This is a genomic window from Methylocapsa aurea, from assembly GCF_000746085.1.
In the GTDB taxonomy this organism is placed as follows: Bacteria; Pseudomonadota; Alphaproteobacteria; order Rhizobiales; family Beijerinckiaceae; genus Methylocapsa; species Methylocapsa aurea.
This window is the reverse complement of record NZ_JQKO01000011.1, coordinates 22820-37332: the sequence shown is the minus strand read 5'-3', so window position 1 is coordinate 37332 and position 14513 is coordinate 22820. Positions and strand designations below refer to the sequence as shown.

Below are 14513 nucleotides of genomic sequence, written 5' to 3'. Positions count from 1 at the left end.
AGCATCAAGGCGAACGTTTGGTCGGCCGCATTGGGGAGAACTCCAATGCGCAAGGAATCGGTCCGGCTTGACGTGATCGGACATCTCCGCGTTCAACCGACTCGTCGGACTCTACGCCGCTTCGACAACCCGGTGGCGCTCGTAGAGGAATTTCAAGACAGTCTCCCTGGCGCGGATATAGGCCGGATCGGCGGCAAGCTCGACCCGCTCACGCGGCCGCTCCAGCGGCACATCCAGCACTTCGCCAATGCGCGCCGAAGGGCCATTGGTCATCATGACGATGCGGTCGGACAGCAGCACAGCCTCATCGACGTCATGGGTGATCATGATCGCCGTGTTGCCAAGCGCGGCGTGGATGCGCATGACGCTGTCCTGCAGATGGGCTCTCGTCAGAGCGTCGAGCGCGCCGAAAGGCTCGTCGAGAAGCAGCACCTTGGGCTCCATGGCGAGAGCGCGGGCGATGCCGACGCGCTGCTTCATGCCGCCGGAGATTTCGGCCGGCTGCTTGTCCTTGGCATGGGCCATTTGCACGAGATCGAGATTATGCATGGTCCATTGATGCCGTTCGGCCCTCGACTTGACCCCGGCGAAAACCTTGTCGACCGCGAGCCTCACATTGCCATACACAGTGAGCCAGGGGAGCAGGCTGTGGTTCTGAAACACGATCGCGCGGTCGGGTCCGGGGCTGTTGACTTCGCGGTCCTCGAGCAGGATCGCCCCAGTGGTCACGCGGGTGAGGCCGGCGACGAGATTGAGGAGAGTGGACTTGCCGCAGCCGGAATGGCCGATGATGGAGATGAACTCGCCGCGCTCGATCGCGAGGTCGATGTCGGTCAAGACCTCCGACGTCGCGCCGCCGCGCGAAAAGCTCTTCGCCACATGATCGATCTTGAGATAATGGCGGGCCATGATGGCTCCTCCTTAATTCGCGGGCGCGCCGCGGGTGACGATTGAGCCGACCGCGCCAACGAGGCGGTCCAGCGCGAAGCCGGTGAGGCCGATGTAGCCCAGCGCGACGATGATGTCGGGCAGGCGCGAGGAATTCCAGGCGTCCCAAATGAAGAACCCAATGCCGACGCCCCCTGTCAGCATCTCAGCCGCGACGATCGCGAGCCAGGCGAGGCCAATGCCGATCCGCAACCCGGTAAAAATATAGGGAGCGGCCGCCGGCACCATGATCTTGGCGAAGAATTCGAGCGGGCTGAGGCGGAGCACCAACGCGACATTGCGGTAGTCCTGCGGGATGTTGCGAATGCCGACCGCCGTGTTGATGATGATCGGCCAGATGCAGGTGATGAAAATGACGAAGATCGCCGACGGGTTGCTGTCGCGGAAGGCGGCGAGCGCGAGCGGCAGCCAGGCGAGCGGAGGCACCGTGCGCAGCACTTGAAAGATCGGGTCGAGTCCGCGCATCGCCCAGACCGACTGGCCAACCAACGTCCCCAAGAGAACGCCGACGATCGCCGCCAATCCGAAGCCGATCATCACCCGCTGGACGGAGACCAGCACGCGCCAGCCGAGGCCGAGATCTTGCGGGCCGTTGTCGAAGAAAGGATGCTTGATCAGATCGCCCGCTTGCGTCCATACCTCGGACGGTGCCGGCAAGGCGGCGCCCGGCCGGCCGCAGAGAATCTGCCAGGCGATGAGGATCAGCGCGAGCATGATCAGCGGCGGAACGACATTGCGCGCGAGCCGATTGAACAGCGACATTGTGCTGGTCCAAAGCGATGGTTTGTTGGACGAGAAGCGCGCTTGTTTCGACTTGCGCTTGACGCCATCTGGCGCGGCGCCCGCTTCCCGCCGCAATGCCGTGAGGGACATGGAGGTCTCCGTTGTATTGCGAACGAACGATTGGCCGCGCATCAGGCGATGCGCTTGATGGCGAGGCTCTTCAGATAGGCCCCCGGGTCGGCGGGATCGAAGACCTTGCCGTCGAAGAAGGTCTCCTTGCCGCGCGAGGACGTCGCGGGAATGTCCGCGGCGCCAAGCGTCTTGGCGGCCTCGCGCCACAGATCCTCGCGGTTCACCTTCTCGACCAGCGCCTTGACGTCGGTCGAGGGATCGAACTTGCCCCAGCGGATGTCCTCGACGACAAACCATGCGTCGTGACTCTTGTAGGGATAGGACGCGCCGTCTTCCCAAAACTTCATGTAGAGATCGGTGCCCTTGGCAAACCGGCCGTTGCCGTAGTTGATGTCACCCTTCAACCGGCCGAGCACGTCGGCGACCGGCACGTTAAACCATTGCCGCTTGCCGAGAATGGTCGCCATTTCCTCTTTGTTTTCGAGCTTGTCGCACCATTGCTGCGCCTTCATCACGGCAATGAGGAGCGCCTTGGCGGCTTTCGGATTTTTGTCGACCCAAGCCGCGCGCATGCCTAGGGCCTTCTCGGGATGGCGGCGCCAGATCTCGCCGGTCGTGCAGGCGGTAAAGCCAATCCCCTGGTTGACGAGCTGCTCGTTCCAAGGCTCGCCGACGCAGAAGGCGTCCATGTTGCCAATCTTCATGTTCGCCACCATCTGGGGCGGCGGCACGACGATGGTCGAGACGTCCTTATCGGGATCAATGCCGCCAGCGGCGAGCCAATAGCGGATCCACAGATCGTGGGTGCCGCCCGGGAAGGTCATCGCGATCTTGACGTCTTTGCCTTCGGCCTTTTTCTTGGCGAAAGCGGCCCGCAGCGGCGAGGAATCGAGGCCGACCTTGGTATCCTTATATTCATTGGCGACCGAGATGCCCTGGCTATCGCAATTGAGCCGCGCCAGGAGATACATCGGCACGGGGACGTTGTTCTGCGTGACCTTTCCGGTCGAGATCAGATAGGGCATCGGCGACAGGATATGCGCGCCATCGATGCCATTCGCCTCCGAGCCGAGAACAAGATTGTCGCGCGTCGCGCCCCATGACGCCTGCTTGGAGATCGACGCTTCGGTCAGGCCGACCTCATCAAGAAAGCCCTTCTCCTTGGCGACGATCAGCGGCGCCGCGTCGGTCAGCGCGATATAGCCCAGCACCACCTTCGGCGTCTCAGGTCCGGCCGCCTCCGCGAAAGCGCCGCCCGGGAATGCGCTCTGCGCGGCGGCCATCCATGCGGCCGCGCCGGCGAGGCTGGCCCCGGATGTGAGAAGCGTGCGACGCGTCAGACTCGTCGCGCCGGTCGAGGTTCTGGCCTTCATGCCTGGGCTCCATCAAAAAAAAACGCCGCTGGCGAACCCCCGTTTAAGCGAGGGTTTGTCAGCGGCGTTGCTGGATTTAGGCCCATCGTTGGACCCAAAACAGACTGCGCGAGGCAATCTTATGTGGCTACCTATACGCAAGATGGATGCCAGCCGGGAAAGCTGTGTATTGGCGTGGGAATGCAAAGGCAAAGCACCCAGCCCCACGGCGACAAGCCGCATATCCTCGCGCCATTTTGCCCTTAGCTGAACAACCTGCGCGCTTGTTGTGCAGCCAGAACGCGCCTAGAGCCCGATGACTTTGGACGGAATCGCAACGCGATCTCGTCCAAAGTCTTAAATCCGCCTCTCATCAAAGAGTTAGAGCATGATGTCGGCCGAAAACCGGTTTCCACTTTTCGGCATCATGCTCTAGCCGCGCGGCGCAATCCCCATTGCTTTCAGATAAGAAGGAAGATCGTCGGGCGTAAACTCCGGCCCATCGAAGACAAGCGGCGCGTCGATGGGGCCGGCGATCGCAGGACCAAGAATCGGCTGATAGACAGCGGCCGCTGTCGCCGCCAGGACCTGCGAATAGGCGACTTGGCCGGCCGCCGCCATCTGGGCGAAAAGCCAAAGCGCATGGGAGCGATGCGCAGCGATCGCCGCCGGATCGAGCCGCAGGCCGGTGGCCGTGGCGGCCGAGACGCGCGGCGGCGCCTGATGTTCGGGAGGCTGGCTCTCAAGGATCTGGTCGATTGTCTCGGCGCTCACGCCGGGCTCGGAGACGGAGGCCAGCAGGACCACCAAGGCCGTGCGGTTGGAGGGCTCGCTCGCCCATTGCGATGCCTCGCCAATGGCGTGGGCGAGCGCGCTGGCCTCGGCTGGACGCTCCAAAACCCATTCGGCCCGAAACGCCAGAACCTTCTCGGGGCAATTGCGCACGATGGCGGTCCCTGAATGGAGGATCGTCCCGACGCCGGCGGCCACCGCCAGCGAATTCCAGGGCGCGCCGACGCAAAATCCATCCACATGGCCCTCGCGCAGCGTTTCGACCATGAAAGGCGGCGGCGTCACGATGAGCCGCACGTCATTTTCGGGGTCTAAGCCGCCCGCCCGCATCCATAGCCGCAATTGATAGTGGTGACTGGAAAAGGGGAACACATGGCCAAACGTCAGCGCCGCCTCTCCCTTTTCCTTGCGCTTCCGGGCGATCCCGGCCAGCGCCTTCGCCGTGACGCGGGGGTCGGCCAGATCGCCTTCCGCGCTGCGCTGCAGGGAATCAAAAAGCGCCCGCGAAACCGTGATCGCATTGCCGTTGAGCCCAAGCGCCACCGGGGCCACAAGCTGCGTCTGCATCTGTCCGACGCCGATCGACGAGGCAATGGCGGCCGGCGCCAGCATATGCGCGGCGTCGAAATGGCCGAGCGCGAGCCTGTCCCGGATATTGGCCCAGGAGGTTTCGCGCACGAGGTCGAGCTCAAGCCCGCGCGCGGCCGCGAAACCCTGCGCCTTGGCGACGTGAAGCAGCGCCGCGTCGGTCAGAGGCACATAGCCGATGCGCAGCTTCATCGTCATCGCAAGAGCTCCGCGGCGGTAATGATGGAGCGCGCTATATCGGCAATCTTCTTGTTTTCGTTCATCGCCGTTTTGCGCATGAGGGCATAGGCTTGCTCTTCGGAAATCGCTTTGGCGCGCATGACCAGCATCTTGGCCCGGTCGATCGCCTTCCGGTCTTCGAGCTGCGACTTCGTCCGCTCCAACTCGTCCTTGAGCCGGGCGAAAGCGTTGAACCGGCTGATCGTCATGTCGAGGATCGGCTTGACCCGATCCTTGCGCAGGCCGTCGACGATATAGGCCGAGACCCCTGCATCAACCGCCGCGTCGATCATCGCCGCATCGGAGCGGTCGATGAACATCGCGACCGGCCGCGCAACGGTGCGGCTGACCTGGAACATCTGTTCGAGAACGTCGCGGCTCGGACTTTCAAGATCGATCAGGATCACGTCGGGATCGATGACGCGGATCCGATCCAGCAGATCAGCCGTATCGTCGATGCGCACGACGCCCGAATGCCCGGCCTCGCGCAGACCCTCTTCAAGAATGGCCGCGCGCAGCGGGTTCTTGTCAATGACGGCGATGCGCAGGTCTCGGTCCATTGACTCTCCGGCCGCGCTCAAGATCGTCTCCAGACGCGCCGCGTCCTGATCCCATTGTCGAGGCTCGCCGTCAGTCTATAGGACGGCCGTCGGCCTGGTCCAATCGCACAAGGGCGAGCTAGAACTTTATTTTCATTTGGCGCTCGCTCGGCGTCCAAACCTTGCCCGTTCGCCGCCGCCATGCTTTATGCTCCAGCCGTAAAATCGACGCCAGTCGATCAAGTTGGAGGACGTTCAATGAAGGTTTCGGTTTCGCCGATCATGGTGTCCCTTGCGCTCGCGATCGGGCTCTGCGCGCCAGCCTGGGCGCATCAGGAGAGCGCCGGCAAATTGAAGATCGCGCATCCTTGGGTCCGCGCCTCGGCGGAAGGGGCGCCTGAAACCTATGCCTGCATCATCGAAATCAGCAATGAAAGCGACGAGCCCGAAACGCTTCTTTCGGCCACGATCGAGGGCGCAGGCAAGGGCGTCCTGTATGAATTGACCGAGGCCAATGGCCATTTCACCTCGAAGCCGCTCGAACAAGGCCTCGTCATCAAGCCGCATGGGAAGATCGAGCTGACGCCGACTACCTATCAATTCAAATTCGGCAAGGTGACCAAAGCCTTGAAAGAGGACACCGAGGTCCTCGGAACGCTGGTCTTCGAGAAACTTCACAGCGTGCCGATCCATTTCATGGTCGAATCGGACGACACCGCGCCGAAGGAAGATGCGGATGCGTCCAAGGAAGACCATTCCGGACACCAGCACAAACACGGCGAGTGACAATTGACGGCGGCTATGACGAAAACGGCCGGCGGGACGGAGTTCGCCGGCGAGAAAGCCGAGCGGCTTTTTTCGGGGCAGCTCAGCGCCGAATATGAAATGCTGAAGCTGATCTGCCCCGCGGCGGCGGCGATGAGCGGGCGGGTCGGAGATTTCGTCGCGCATATGCCCGCCGCGCCCGCGCGGCCGCTGAACGCCGTCGAGATCGGATGCGGCACTGGGATCACCACCCTGGCGCTGCTGCAAGCGCGCGAGGATCTCGTCATCGCCGCGCTCGACAATGAACCCGGCATGCTGAGCCAGGCGCGCGACAATCTGTCCGCCTTCATCGACCAAGGACGGGTGCGCCTTATCGAGGCGGATGCTCTGGCCGGCCTGCGGGCGCTTCCGACCGGAAGCATCGATCTGGTTGCGTCGGCCTATGCGGCGCATAATTTTCTCGAACCCTACCGCGTCAAGGTTCTGGCCGAGATTTACCGCGTGCTGGCCCCCGGCGGCCTGTTCGTGAACGGCGACCGCTACGCTCTCGACAATACGGCCGAACAGACGCGGCTGACCCAGCAGGAGGCGCGCCACTATTTCAAGACTTTGTCGGCGATCAACCGCCACGATCTCCTGGAGCAATGGGTGATCCATCTGTTCAGCGATGAATCGGCCGATCACATCATGCGACTCGGGCCATCCCTGGCGGCGATGCGGGCCATCGGCTTCGATCCGATCGACGTGCGTTTCCGCGACGGCGTCAACACGCTGCTGACCGCCGCCAAACCTGACGCGTGAGCGGCGCGAACGCATTCTGCGGGATTTAGGGGCAGCTCTAACTCTTTGTTTTATTGGATTATCTTAAAGCGAACCGATGGCTGCTTCGCTTGAAAATGCTCTAATCGCAACTGGATCCGGTTTTTCCCCTGGACTATAAGAAAACTGGCTTTCATAAGCTCGGGTTTTCTTGGGGTTGATGCGGGCTCGCCCGGCGCAACGAAATTGCGCCTGAGACGAGCATTCCGCGCCAAGCTGAAGTCAGCAGCCAAGATCAGTGGCCAGAACCATCCGCCAAGACAAGGCATAGCATATGGATAAGATTTTCCCGGATGCGCGTTCGGCTTTAGCCGATATCGTCAAGGACGGCATGACCCTCATGGCCGGCGGGTTCGGCCTTTGCGGCATTCCGCAAATCTTGATCGACGCCCTTCGCGATTCCGGCGTCAAGGATTTGACCGTGATCTCCAACAATGCCGGCGTCGATGGCGCGGGCCTCGGGCTTCTGCTCGAGACGCGGCAGATCAAGAAAATGGTTTCGTCTTATGTCGGCGAGAACAAATTGTTCGAGCAGCTCTTTCTTTCCGGCGAACTTGAACTCGAATTCAATCCGCAAGGCACGCTGGCGGAGCGGATCAGGGCCGGAGGCGCCGGCATCCCGGCGTTTTTCACCAAGACCGGCGTCGGAACCGTGATCGCCGAGGGCAAGGAACTGCGGGACTTCGACGGCGCGACCTATGTCATGGAGCGCGCGCTGGTCGCCGATGTCGCGCTGGTCCACGCCTGGAAGGGCGATGCGGAAGGCAATCTCGTCTACCGCAAGACAGCGCGCAATTTCAATCCGATGATGGCCTCCGCCGGGAAGGTGACGGTGGCGCAGGTCGAGCATCTCGTCCCGGTCGGAGAAATCGACCCAGACGCGATTCACACGCCCGGCATTTTCGTGCAGCGCATCATCCATGCGCCGAACATCGTCAAATTGATCGAGAAACGCACGACCCGCCCGCGCGCCGCGGCTTGAGGAGCACAGCAACGATGGCCTGGACCAGGGATCAGATGGCGGCGCGGGCCGCCAAGGAATTGCGCGACGGGTTTTATGTCAATCTCGGGATCGGCATTCCGACGCTCGTCTCGAATTACATTCCCGTGGGAATGGACGTGCAATTGCAGAGCGAGAACGGGATGCTCGGCATGGGGCCGTTTCCTTTCGAGGGCGAAGAGGACGCCGATCTCATCAACGCCGGCAAACAGACCATCACGGAACTGCCGACGACCAGCTATTTCTCCTCCTCGGATAGTTTCGGAATGATTAGAGGCGGCCATATCGATCTCGCAATTCTTGGCGCGATGGAGGTCACCGAAAACGGCGATCTCGCCAATTGGATGATCCCCGGCAAGATGGTCAAAGGCATGGGCGGCGCGATGGATCTCGTCGCGGGCGTCAAGCGCGTCGTCGTCGTCATGGACCATACGGCGAAGGGGGCGCCCAAACTTCTGCATCATTGCACTTTGCCGCTCACCGGCACGGCTGTCGTCGACATGGTGATCACCGACCTTGCCGTGTTCACGATCGACAAAGAGGGCGGAACCGGCATGACCCTCGTCGAACTCGCCGATGACGTCACGATCGAAGAGATCAAGCAAAAGACCGAAGCCACCTTCAAGGTCGCGCCGGAGCTTGCGGCAAGGGCGGCCTGACGCCGGGCGACGGCGACTTGCTCTCTACGCCACCAGCGCGAAGACCAGGACATCGACCCGCTTGGCTTTGGCGCGAAGCAGCGCGCGCGCCGCGGCGTTGAGCGTCGCCCCCGTGGTCATGACGTCATCGACGAGAACGATGGCGCGGCCCTCCACCTGCCCCGCCATCTCATCTGGCACGCGAAACGCCCCTTGCAGATTAAGCGCCCGCTGCGGGCGAGACAGCCCGACCTGGGACGCTGTCGGCTTGACGCGAATGAGCACGAAAGGATCGGCGCTCACGCCGCTCGCCGCCGAGACGGCTTGCGCCAAAGCGTTGGCCTGGTTAAAGCGCCGCTCGATGAGCCGACGCGGATGCAGGGGAATTGGAACGAGAAGATCGGCATCGACCAGAAGCTCGGCGCCGGCGCGCGCCATCCAGGCCCCGAGCGGCTTGGCCAGCTCCATTCGATCGCTGTATTTCAGCTTGTGCAACAATTGCCGCACAGGGCCATCCTCGAACCCCGCCACTGCCCGGGCGCGAGCATAGACCGGAGGGTTGGCGACGGCTTCCGGCGAAAGGAGGCCCTCGGCGCCGAGATCGGCCGCGAATGGCGTCCCAAGGCGCTCGCAAAAGGGGCGCTCGATGAAGCGCACTTTCGCCCAGCAGGCGGCGCAGAGCGAACCAGCGACATCGGTGGCCTGCCGGCAATTGAGACAAGCGGGGGGGAAAACAAGATCGGCGGCGACGCGCCCGAAGCCCCGCAAAATCGGCATGAGCGTCGGCAAGGCCCGCGTCGCGAAGGCCACACGGAGCCGGCCCGGAAGTTCCCGCAAAGCGTTTTGCGCCCGCAGCATGCATTTCACCTTTGGCGCGTTCGCGCATATTTGCAGTTAGAAAGCATATCAGATCCCGCGAAACTGGTCTAAGGAGCGCCGTGGACAGAACACCGACAAACATCTTCGATCGCGCCCTGATCCGCCGCAGGCTCGCCCGCGCGCGCCGCGCCGGCCCGGCTGATTTCCTGACCCAATATGCCATCGAGGAGCTTTACGAGCGGCTTGCCGGGATCAAACGCGATTTTACGGCCGTCGTTGAACTTGGCGCATCCACCCCGGAACTGGCCGCGCGGCTCGCCGACGACGGCGCGCGCCTCGTCTTGCGCATCTCCCCGCTCGTCGAGGAGGCCGGTCCGCGCGCGCTCCTGCGCCTCGTCGGCGATGAGGAGGCCTTGCCGCTGGCGCCGGAGCGGTTCGATCTCGCCGCGTCGGCGCTGGCGCTCCATCAGGTCAATGATCTTCCGGGCGCCCTTATCCAGATTCGCCGCGCGCTCAAGCCGGACGGGCTGTTTCTCGGCTGCCTCCTTGGCGGCCGGAGCCTTGCCGAATTGCGGACGGCCCTTGGCGCGGCGGAGAGCGAGCTTTGCGGCGGGATCAGCCCCCGCGTCGCGCCTTTCGCCGATGTCCGCGATATGGGCGCCCTTTTGCAGCGCGCGGGCTTCGCCTTGCCGGTGGCCGACAGCGAGCCCCTGACCGTGCGCTACAAAGACATGTTCGGGCTCATGGCCGATTTGCGGGCGATGGGCGCGACCAATGCGCTCGAAGCGCGTTCGCGAAAACCCGCGCCGCGCGGTCTCTTTGCGCGCGCGGCGAAGCTCTATGCCGAGCGTTTTAGCGATCCCGATGGGCGCGTGCGGGCGACGTTCGAGCTGATCTTTCTGTCCGGCTGGGCGCCCCACGAAAGCCAACAAAAGCCTCTGGCTCCCGGTTCGGCCAAGATGCGGCTGGCCGATGCGCTTGGCGCAGGCAAGATTGCGCCCGGTCGCGACGCTTGAATCGCTGGCTACTGCGCAAGCTCCCAAGTGACGTCAACCTCGGCCTGCAAGATCTGGACGCCGGATTCCACCGGGATGGCGGCTGCGCCATCGCGTTGCGCGGCCCTCGCCATTCCCATCGGCGCCGGCGCCCGGCCCGAAAAAGCCGAATGAGGCGCGATGACGAGAACGCGCCCAAGTCTCAACGCGAGCGCACTGACGTAGGAATTCGCCTTCCTCAAGGCGTCGCGCATCGCCTCGCTGCGCAAGGCGTCATATCTCACTTCCTTTTGCTCGAAGTCGAAGGCGATGCCGCCAAAATTATTGGCGCCTTTTTCGATCCATTTTTGCGCCAGGGCGCCGGCTTTCTCGACCTGCCTGAGCCGGACGCTGATGTCGTTGCGAGCGCTGTAGCCGCGCAGCGTCCGCTTCGTCGCGCCGCGCGCGTCCTGGGTCTCGTCATAGACCGGATCGAGCGTGACCGACAAAGTGCGGATGTCCCGCGACCCGATCCCGTCCGCCTTGATCTCTTCGACCACCGCCTGCGCGGCGCGGGCGTTTTCGCTCATCGCCTCGGTTGCGGTCCGGCGCTCGGTTTCGACGCCAAGCGAGATGATCGCAATATCAGGGGCAACCTCGGCGCTCGCAAAACCGCTCGTCGTGATCGAAGGCACGGTGTTTTTCAAAAGGAACTCCGCTGCGCGGACCTGTTTCGAAGGCGCCCCAGCGGCTCCCAGCAAGACAAAAAGGCCGAGGCAGGCGGGCAAAGCGCGAAAGAGGAGGGTTGGCATTCTGCGTCCTTTGGCGGGCTGGAGAGACCGGCGATCAAACTGGCGGCGCCGCAAAAAGAACCGGTTGGGCTCCGCGGCTTTGCGCCGGCCTGCACACGACTTTCTGGAGAAATCTTCGGCGCCATGGTAAGAACGCCCGATGAACGCGTCCAGTCTCATCGAATCCCTTTCCCCGCTTGCCCAGCCCACTGGCGCCGCCTTGCCGTCGCTGGCCGGCGCAACCCGGCTCCAGCTCGCAGCGGCGCTGGCCGAGGCCGGCGTTCCCGAACGCGAAATTAGGATGCGCGTCGCCCAGCTCTGGCATTGGATCTATTTTCAGGGCGCGACCTCTTTCGACGCGATGCTGAACATCGCCAAGCCGCTTCGAGCGGCCCTCGCCGAGCGGTTCGCTCTGACCCGGCCACAGGTCGTCGCCGAGCAGATCTCCTCCGACGGCACGCGCAAATGGCTGGTTCGGCTCGATCCAGCAGGCGCGGGCGACAAGGGCGCCGAGGTCGAATGCGTCTATATTCCCGAAAGCGATCGGGGAACCTTGTGCATCTCGAGCCAGGTCGGCTGCACTTTGACCTGCTCGTTCTGCCACACGGGAACGCAAAAGCTTGTTCGCAACCTAACATCGCAGGAGATCATCGCCCAGTTGATCATCGCGCGTGAAAAGCTTGGCGATTTTCCAGGATTGACGCCGCCCTCCGACGGACTGCTGCCGACGGAGGGCTCGCGCTTCATCTCCAATATCGTCTTCATGGGCATGGGCGAGCCGCTCTACAATTTCGACAATGTGCGCGATGCGGTCGGAGTGTTTTCCGATGGCGACGGGCTGTCCATCTCGAAGCGGCGGATCACAGTGTCGAGCGCCGGCGTCGTCCCGCGCCTGGAGGATCTCGGCCGCGAGACCGGAGCGATGCTCGCGATTTCGCTCCACGCCGTGCGCGACGAATTGCGCGATCGGCTGGTGCCGCTCAACAAGAAATATCCGATCAAGGATCTGTTGCAGGCCTGCCGGACCTATCCCGGCGCGTCCAATGCGCGGCGCATCACCTTCGAATATGTGATGCTCAAAGACGTCAATGACTCCCCGGCGGAGGCGCGCGAATTGGTGCGGCTCCTCAAAGGCGTCCCGGCGAAAATCAACCTCATCCCGTTCAATCCCTGGCCCGGCGCGCCTTATGAATGCTCGAGCTGGGAAAGAATCGAGAAATTTTCCGACATTGTGTTCAACGCCGGCTATGCGAGCCCGGTCCGCACGCCGCGCGGGCGCGATATCCTCGCCGCCTGCGGTCAGTTGAAAAGCGAAACGCAAAAGCTCAGGGCCAGAGCGCTGCTTTCCGCCGAGGACTGAAAAGGCCGCCGCTTCGCCGTGCGCCCCACCCGGCGAGCGCCGCCAATCCCACCGAGATCACTGCGTTCCATCCGGCGAGCGAGAGGCCCAGAATGCGGATCGCGACGGCGTCGCAACGCACCACTTTGACGGTTTGCAGTTGCTTTAGGAAATCCTCGACCGAGCGCGTGTGATCGAGAACGCCCGTGCAATCCATGGGCCCCGGCCAAAACCCCCATTCGACCCCGGCATGATAGGCGCCAAACGCCGCGCTCGCCGCGAAAATCAGGGCAAGGCCCGCGAAAGCCGCCGGCAACAGGCTCGCTGGCCCCTTTGCGGCGAGGAACAGGGCGAGGCCGGCCAAAGCGATGCCCGCGTAATAGGGAATGCGCTCCTTGAGGCAGAGTTCGCAGGGCGCATAGCCCAGCGCCTCGAAAATAAGGGCCCCGACGATCGACCCCGAGGCGACCAGCAGGATGACGAGAGCGATGCGAACCGGGGTCAGATTCAACATGGCCGCGATCACAGCACGCGCGCGGCGAGCCAGAACCCCACGATGACCATGACCACGAGACCGAGCAGAAACCAGGCAAAATATTTGTCGAGAAGCGCTTTGATCGGCTCGCCATAATGCTTCAAGAGCAAGGCGAGCGCGAAAAAGCGCGCGCCGCGCGTCAGAATCGACAAGACGATGAAGACCGGCAGGCTATAGGCCAAAAGCCCGCTCGTGATGGTCACGATCTTGAAGGGGATTGGCGTCAAGCCCTTGAACAGAATGACCGCCCAGCCCCAATGCGCATAAAGCGTCTTCATTTCCTCGACGCGCGCGCCATAGCCGTAAATATTGATCAGCCACTTCCCCACGGTCTCGAACAGCAGCGCGCCGATCGCATAGCCAAGCAGCCCCCCGGCGACCGAGCCGACCGTGCAGATCAGCGCGTAATACCAAGCGCTCTTTGGCCGCGCGAGCGACATGGGAACGAGGATCGTGTCGGGCGGCACGGGAAAGAAAGAACTTTCGGCGAAGGCGATCGCGCCGAGCGCAAAAGGCGCGTGGCGGCTCTCCGCGAGGCTCAGGGTCCAACGATACAGCTTCTGAAACATGTTTCTTCGCTCGCCAGGGAAAGCCGGCGCGCGAACGCACGGCGAGGAGAGCGGGGCCGCCGGAGCCGATGGCCCGTTCGAACCCGCCGGAGTTTGAGGTTCCGTGTAGCGCTCTTTGGGGCGCAAAGTCCATATGATGGCGCAAGCGATAGGGCAAGGCGGCCAAGGTATGGTATGAGTTTGACGCGTTCTATTGCCGCCCGCGCGGCGAAAGGCGATGTGGGAAGACCCGCGTGCATTTTCTTCAGGCGATTGGGATAGGATTCATGCTCGGCCTTGGCGGCTTGGCGATTTCAGGCGACAACGCCGCGACGCGGACGGCGCCTGCTTGGCCGGATACGATGCTCGCGCGCGTCGAAGCGCTGGCTTTGCTGGAAACCCTCAACGCAAGCCTGCTCGCCTCGCATAGCGCGACAACGACGCTCGACAAATGGTGCGCCGATCACAAATTGGCGAGCGATCCGACAATTCGGGCAAGACTCGTCTCCGGCATGGAGAAGCCGGCGTCGGCCGAACAGCGCCAAAGGCTGCGGATCGGCGAAACCGAACTTGTCAAATATCGCCGCGTCGAGCTCGCTTGCGGCGACCATGTCCTTTCGGAGGCGGATAATTGGTACGTGCCCAGCCGGCTGAGCGCGGAAATGAATGCGATTCTCGAGACGACGGACACGCCATTCGGCCGCGCGGTGCTGGATTTAAAACCGATTCGGCAGACTTTCGCGGTCGAGATTTTTTGGAAGCCCCTCGCCGACGGCTGGGAGCTGGGCCCCCCGCCCGCCGACCGGCCCGGCGCGGCGCTGACCATTCCCTGGCGGCTTTTCGAGCATCGCGCTCTGGTTTATAGCGCCGATCTTCAGCCCTTTTCCGAAGTCAACGAGACCTATACGAGCGAAATCCTAGCGTTTGGACCGCCCTGAGTTCATCCGAGTATTTTCAAGCGACGCAGCAACCGGTCCGCGTTAAGAAAATGC

At 62.9% G+C, this 14513-nt stretch carries 16 protein-coding genes; 7 read left to right on the top strand and 9 right to left on the bottom strand.

Going from position 1 to position 14513, the window contains the following annotated elements:
• Positions 1–111: 111 nt before the first annotated feature.
• The 5 genes from DL86_RS08845 to DL86_RS08825 all read right to left on the bottom strand — a co-directional run bounded on the left by DL86_RS08845 (position 112) and on the right by DL86_RS08825 (position 5314).
• On the bottom strand, positions 112–909 hold the full coding sequence (locus tag DL86_RS08845) for an ABC transporter ATP-binding protein (RefSeq protein ID WP_036260449.1): 798 nt from the start codon (positions 907–909) through the stop codon (positions 112–114).
• Positions 910–921: 12 nt separating this feature from the next.
• Positions 922–1821: a nitrate ABC transporter permease gene (gene ntrB, locus DL86_RS08840; RefSeq protein ID WP_036260601.1), complete on the bottom strand. Its 900-nt coding sequence runs from the start codon at positions 1819–1821 to the stop codon at positions 922–924.
• Between the two features lie 41 nt (positions 1822–1862).
• Positions 1863–3176 carry a CmpA/NrtA family ABC transporter substrate-binding protein gene (locus DL86_RS08835; protein ID WP_036260447.1) on the bottom strand — a complete coding sequence of 438 codons (1314 nt, stop codon included), beginning with the start codon at positions 3174–3176 and terminating at the stop codon, positions 1863–1865.
• Between the two features lie 411 nt (positions 3177–3587).
• A complete protein-coding gene (locus DL86_RS08830; RefSeq protein ID WP_036260445.1) occupies positions 3588–4733 on the bottom strand; it encodes a CmpA/NrtA family ABC transporter substrate-binding protein in 1146 nt (381 codons plus the stop codon).
• A complete protein-coding gene (locus DL86_RS08825; RefSeq protein ID WP_036260443.1) occupies positions 4730–5314 on the bottom strand; it encodes an ANTAR domain-containing response regulator in 585 nt (194 codons plus the stop codon). Before DL86_RS08825 ends, DL86_RS08830 begins: the two co-directional genes overlap by 4 nt.
• Before the next feature lie 237 nt (positions 5315–5551).
• On the opposite strand from DL86_RS08825, the gene DL86_RS08820 reads away from it, so the two are divergent.
• From DL86_RS08820 to DL86_RS08805, 4 genes are all read left to right on the top strand, one after another.
• Positions 5552–6079, top strand: coding sequence for a copper chaperone PCu(A)C (locus DL86_RS08820; protein WP_051953043.1), 528 nt, complete (start codon positions 5552–5554; stop codon positions 6077–6079).
• A gap of 15 nt (positions 6080–6094) precedes the next feature.
• Entirely contained in the window at positions 6095–6859 is a 765-nt protein-coding gene (locus tag DL86_RS08815) for a class I SAM-dependent methyltransferase (RefSeq protein WP_051953041.1), read from the top strand.
• Positions 6860–7151: 292 nt separating this feature from the next.
• Positions 7152–7859 (top strand): CoA transferase subunit A, encoded by a 708-nt coding sequence (locus DL86_RS08810; protein WP_036260442.1) that lies wholly within the window; start codon positions 7152–7154, stop codon positions 7857–7859.
• A gap of 14 nt (positions 7860–7873) precedes the next feature.
• Positions 7874–8536 carry a 3-oxoacid CoA-transferase subunit B gene (locus tag DL86_RS08805; RefSeq protein ID WP_036260440.1) on the top strand — a complete coding sequence of 221 codons (663 nt, stop codon included), beginning with the start codon at positions 7874–7876 and terminating at the stop codon, positions 8534–8536.
• Positions 8537–8560: 24 nt separating this feature from the next.
• Here the strand turns inward: DL86_RS08805 and DL86_RS08800 are convergent, their stop codons facing one another.
• Positions 8561–9292, bottom strand: a complete 732-nt coding sequence (locus DL86_RS08800) for a ComF family protein (RefSeq protein ID WP_156964558.1) — start codon at positions 9290–9292, stop codon at positions 8561–8563.
• A gap of 161 nt (positions 9293–9453) precedes the next feature.
• On the opposite strand from DL86_RS08800, the gene DL86_RS08795 reads away from it, so the two are divergent.
• Complete coding sequence (locus DL86_RS08795) at positions 9454–10350, top strand: methyltransferase domain-containing protein (RefSeq protein ID WP_036260438.1); 897 nt, start codon at positions 9454–9456, stop codon at positions 10348–10350.
• Positions 10351–10358: 8 nt separating this feature from the next.
• Here DL86_RS08795 and DL86_RS08790 read toward each other — a convergent pair whose 3' ends face one another.
• Positions 10359–11120 carry an SIMPL domain-containing protein gene (locus tag DL86_RS08790; RefSeq protein ID WP_036260436.1) on the bottom strand — a complete coding sequence of 254 codons (762 nt, stop codon included), beginning with the start codon at positions 11118–11120 and terminating at the stop codon, positions 10359–10361.
• A gap of 139 nt (positions 11121–11259) precedes the next feature.
• Between DL86_RS08790 and rlmN the strand changes: the two genes are divergently transcribed.
• On the top strand, positions 11260–12459 hold the full coding sequence (rlmN, locus tag DL86_RS08785) for a dual-specificity RNA methyltransferase RlmN (protein ID WP_036260435.1): 1200 nt from the start codon (positions 11260–11262) through the stop codon (positions 12457–12459).
• On the opposite strand, the gene DL86_RS08780 is transcribed toward rlmN, so the two are convergent.
• Positions 12425–12952: a disulfide bond formation protein B gene (locus DL86_RS08780; RefSeq protein ID WP_036260596.1), complete on the bottom strand. Its 528-nt coding sequence runs from the start codon at positions 12950–12952 to the stop codon at positions 12425–12427. The two genes, rlmN and DL86_RS08780, sit on opposite strands and share 35 nt — an antisense overlap.
• A gap of 8 nt (positions 12953–12960) precedes the next feature.
• On the bottom strand, positions 12961–13542 hold the full coding sequence (locus DL86_RS08775) for a YqaA family protein (RefSeq protein ID WP_036260433.1): 582 nt from the start codon (positions 13540–13542) through the stop codon (positions 12961–12963).
• Positions 13543–13775: 233 nt separating this feature from the next.
• On the opposite strand from DL86_RS08775, the gene DL86_RS08770 reads away from it, so the two are divergent.
• Positions 13776–14459, top strand: a complete 684-nt coding sequence (locus DL86_RS08770; protein ID WP_245276314.1) for a hypothetical protein — start codon at positions 13776–13778, stop codon at positions 14457–14459.
• The last annotated feature ends 54 nt before the right edge of the window (positions 14460–14513 follow it).

Bases quoted from the DNA above. Each gene is read 5' to 3' on its own strand.
- DL86_RS08845 (WP_036260449.1), bottom strand. From the start codon at position 909: ATGGCCCGCCATTATCTCAAGATCGATCATGTGGCGAAGAGCTTTTCG.
- ntrB (WP_036260601.1), bottom strand. From the start codon at position 1,821: ATGTCCCTCACGGCATTGCGGCGGGAAGCGGGCGCCGCGCCAGATGGC.
- DL86_RS08835 (WP_036260447.1), bottom strand. From the start codon at position 3,176: ATGAAGGCCAGAACCTCGACCGGCGCGACGAGTCTGACGCGTCGCACG.
- DL86_RS08830 (WP_036260445.1), bottom strand. From the start codon at position 4,733: ATGACGATGAAGCTGCGCATCGGCTATGTGCCTCTGACCGACGCGGCG.
- DL86_RS08825 (WP_036260443.1), bottom strand. From the start codon at position 5,314: ATGGACCGAGACCTGCGCATCGCCGTCATTGACAAGAACCCGCTGCGC.
- DL86_RS08820 (WP_051953043.1), top strand. From the start codon at position 5,552: ATGAAGGTTTCGGTTTCGCCGATCATGGTGTCCCTTGCGCTCGCGATC.
- DL86_RS08815 (WP_051953041.1), top strand. From the start codon at position 6,095: ATGACGAAAACGGCCGGCGGGACGGAGTTCGCCGGCGAGAAAGCCGAG.
- DL86_RS08810 (WP_036260442.1), top strand. From the start codon at position 7,152: ATGGATAAGATTTTCCCGGATGCGCGTTCGGCTTTAGCCGATATCGTC.
- DL86_RS08805 (WP_036260440.1), top strand. From the start codon at position 7,874: ATGGCCTGGACCAGGGATCAGATGGCGGCGCGGGCCGCCAAGGAATTG.
- DL86_RS08800 (WP_156964558.1), bottom strand. From the start codon at position 9,292: ATGCCGATTTTGCGGGGCTTCGGGCGCGTCGCCGCCGATCTTGTTTTC.
- DL86_RS08790 (WP_036260436.1), bottom strand. From the start codon at position 11,120: ATGCCAACCCTCCTCTTTCGCGCTTTGCCCGCCTGCCTCGGCCTTTTT.
- rlmN (WP_036260435.1), top strand. From the start codon at position 11,260: ATGAACGCGTCCAGTCTCATCGAATCCCTTTCCCCGCTTGCCCAGCCC.
- DL86_RS08780 (WP_036260596.1), bottom strand. From the start codon at position 12,952: ATGTTGAATCTGACCCCGGTTCGCATCGCTCTCGTCATCCTGCTGGTC.
- DL86_RS08775 (WP_036260433.1), bottom strand. From the start codon at position 13,542: ATGTTTCAGAAGCTGTATCGTTGGACCCTGAGCCTCGCGGAGAGCCGC.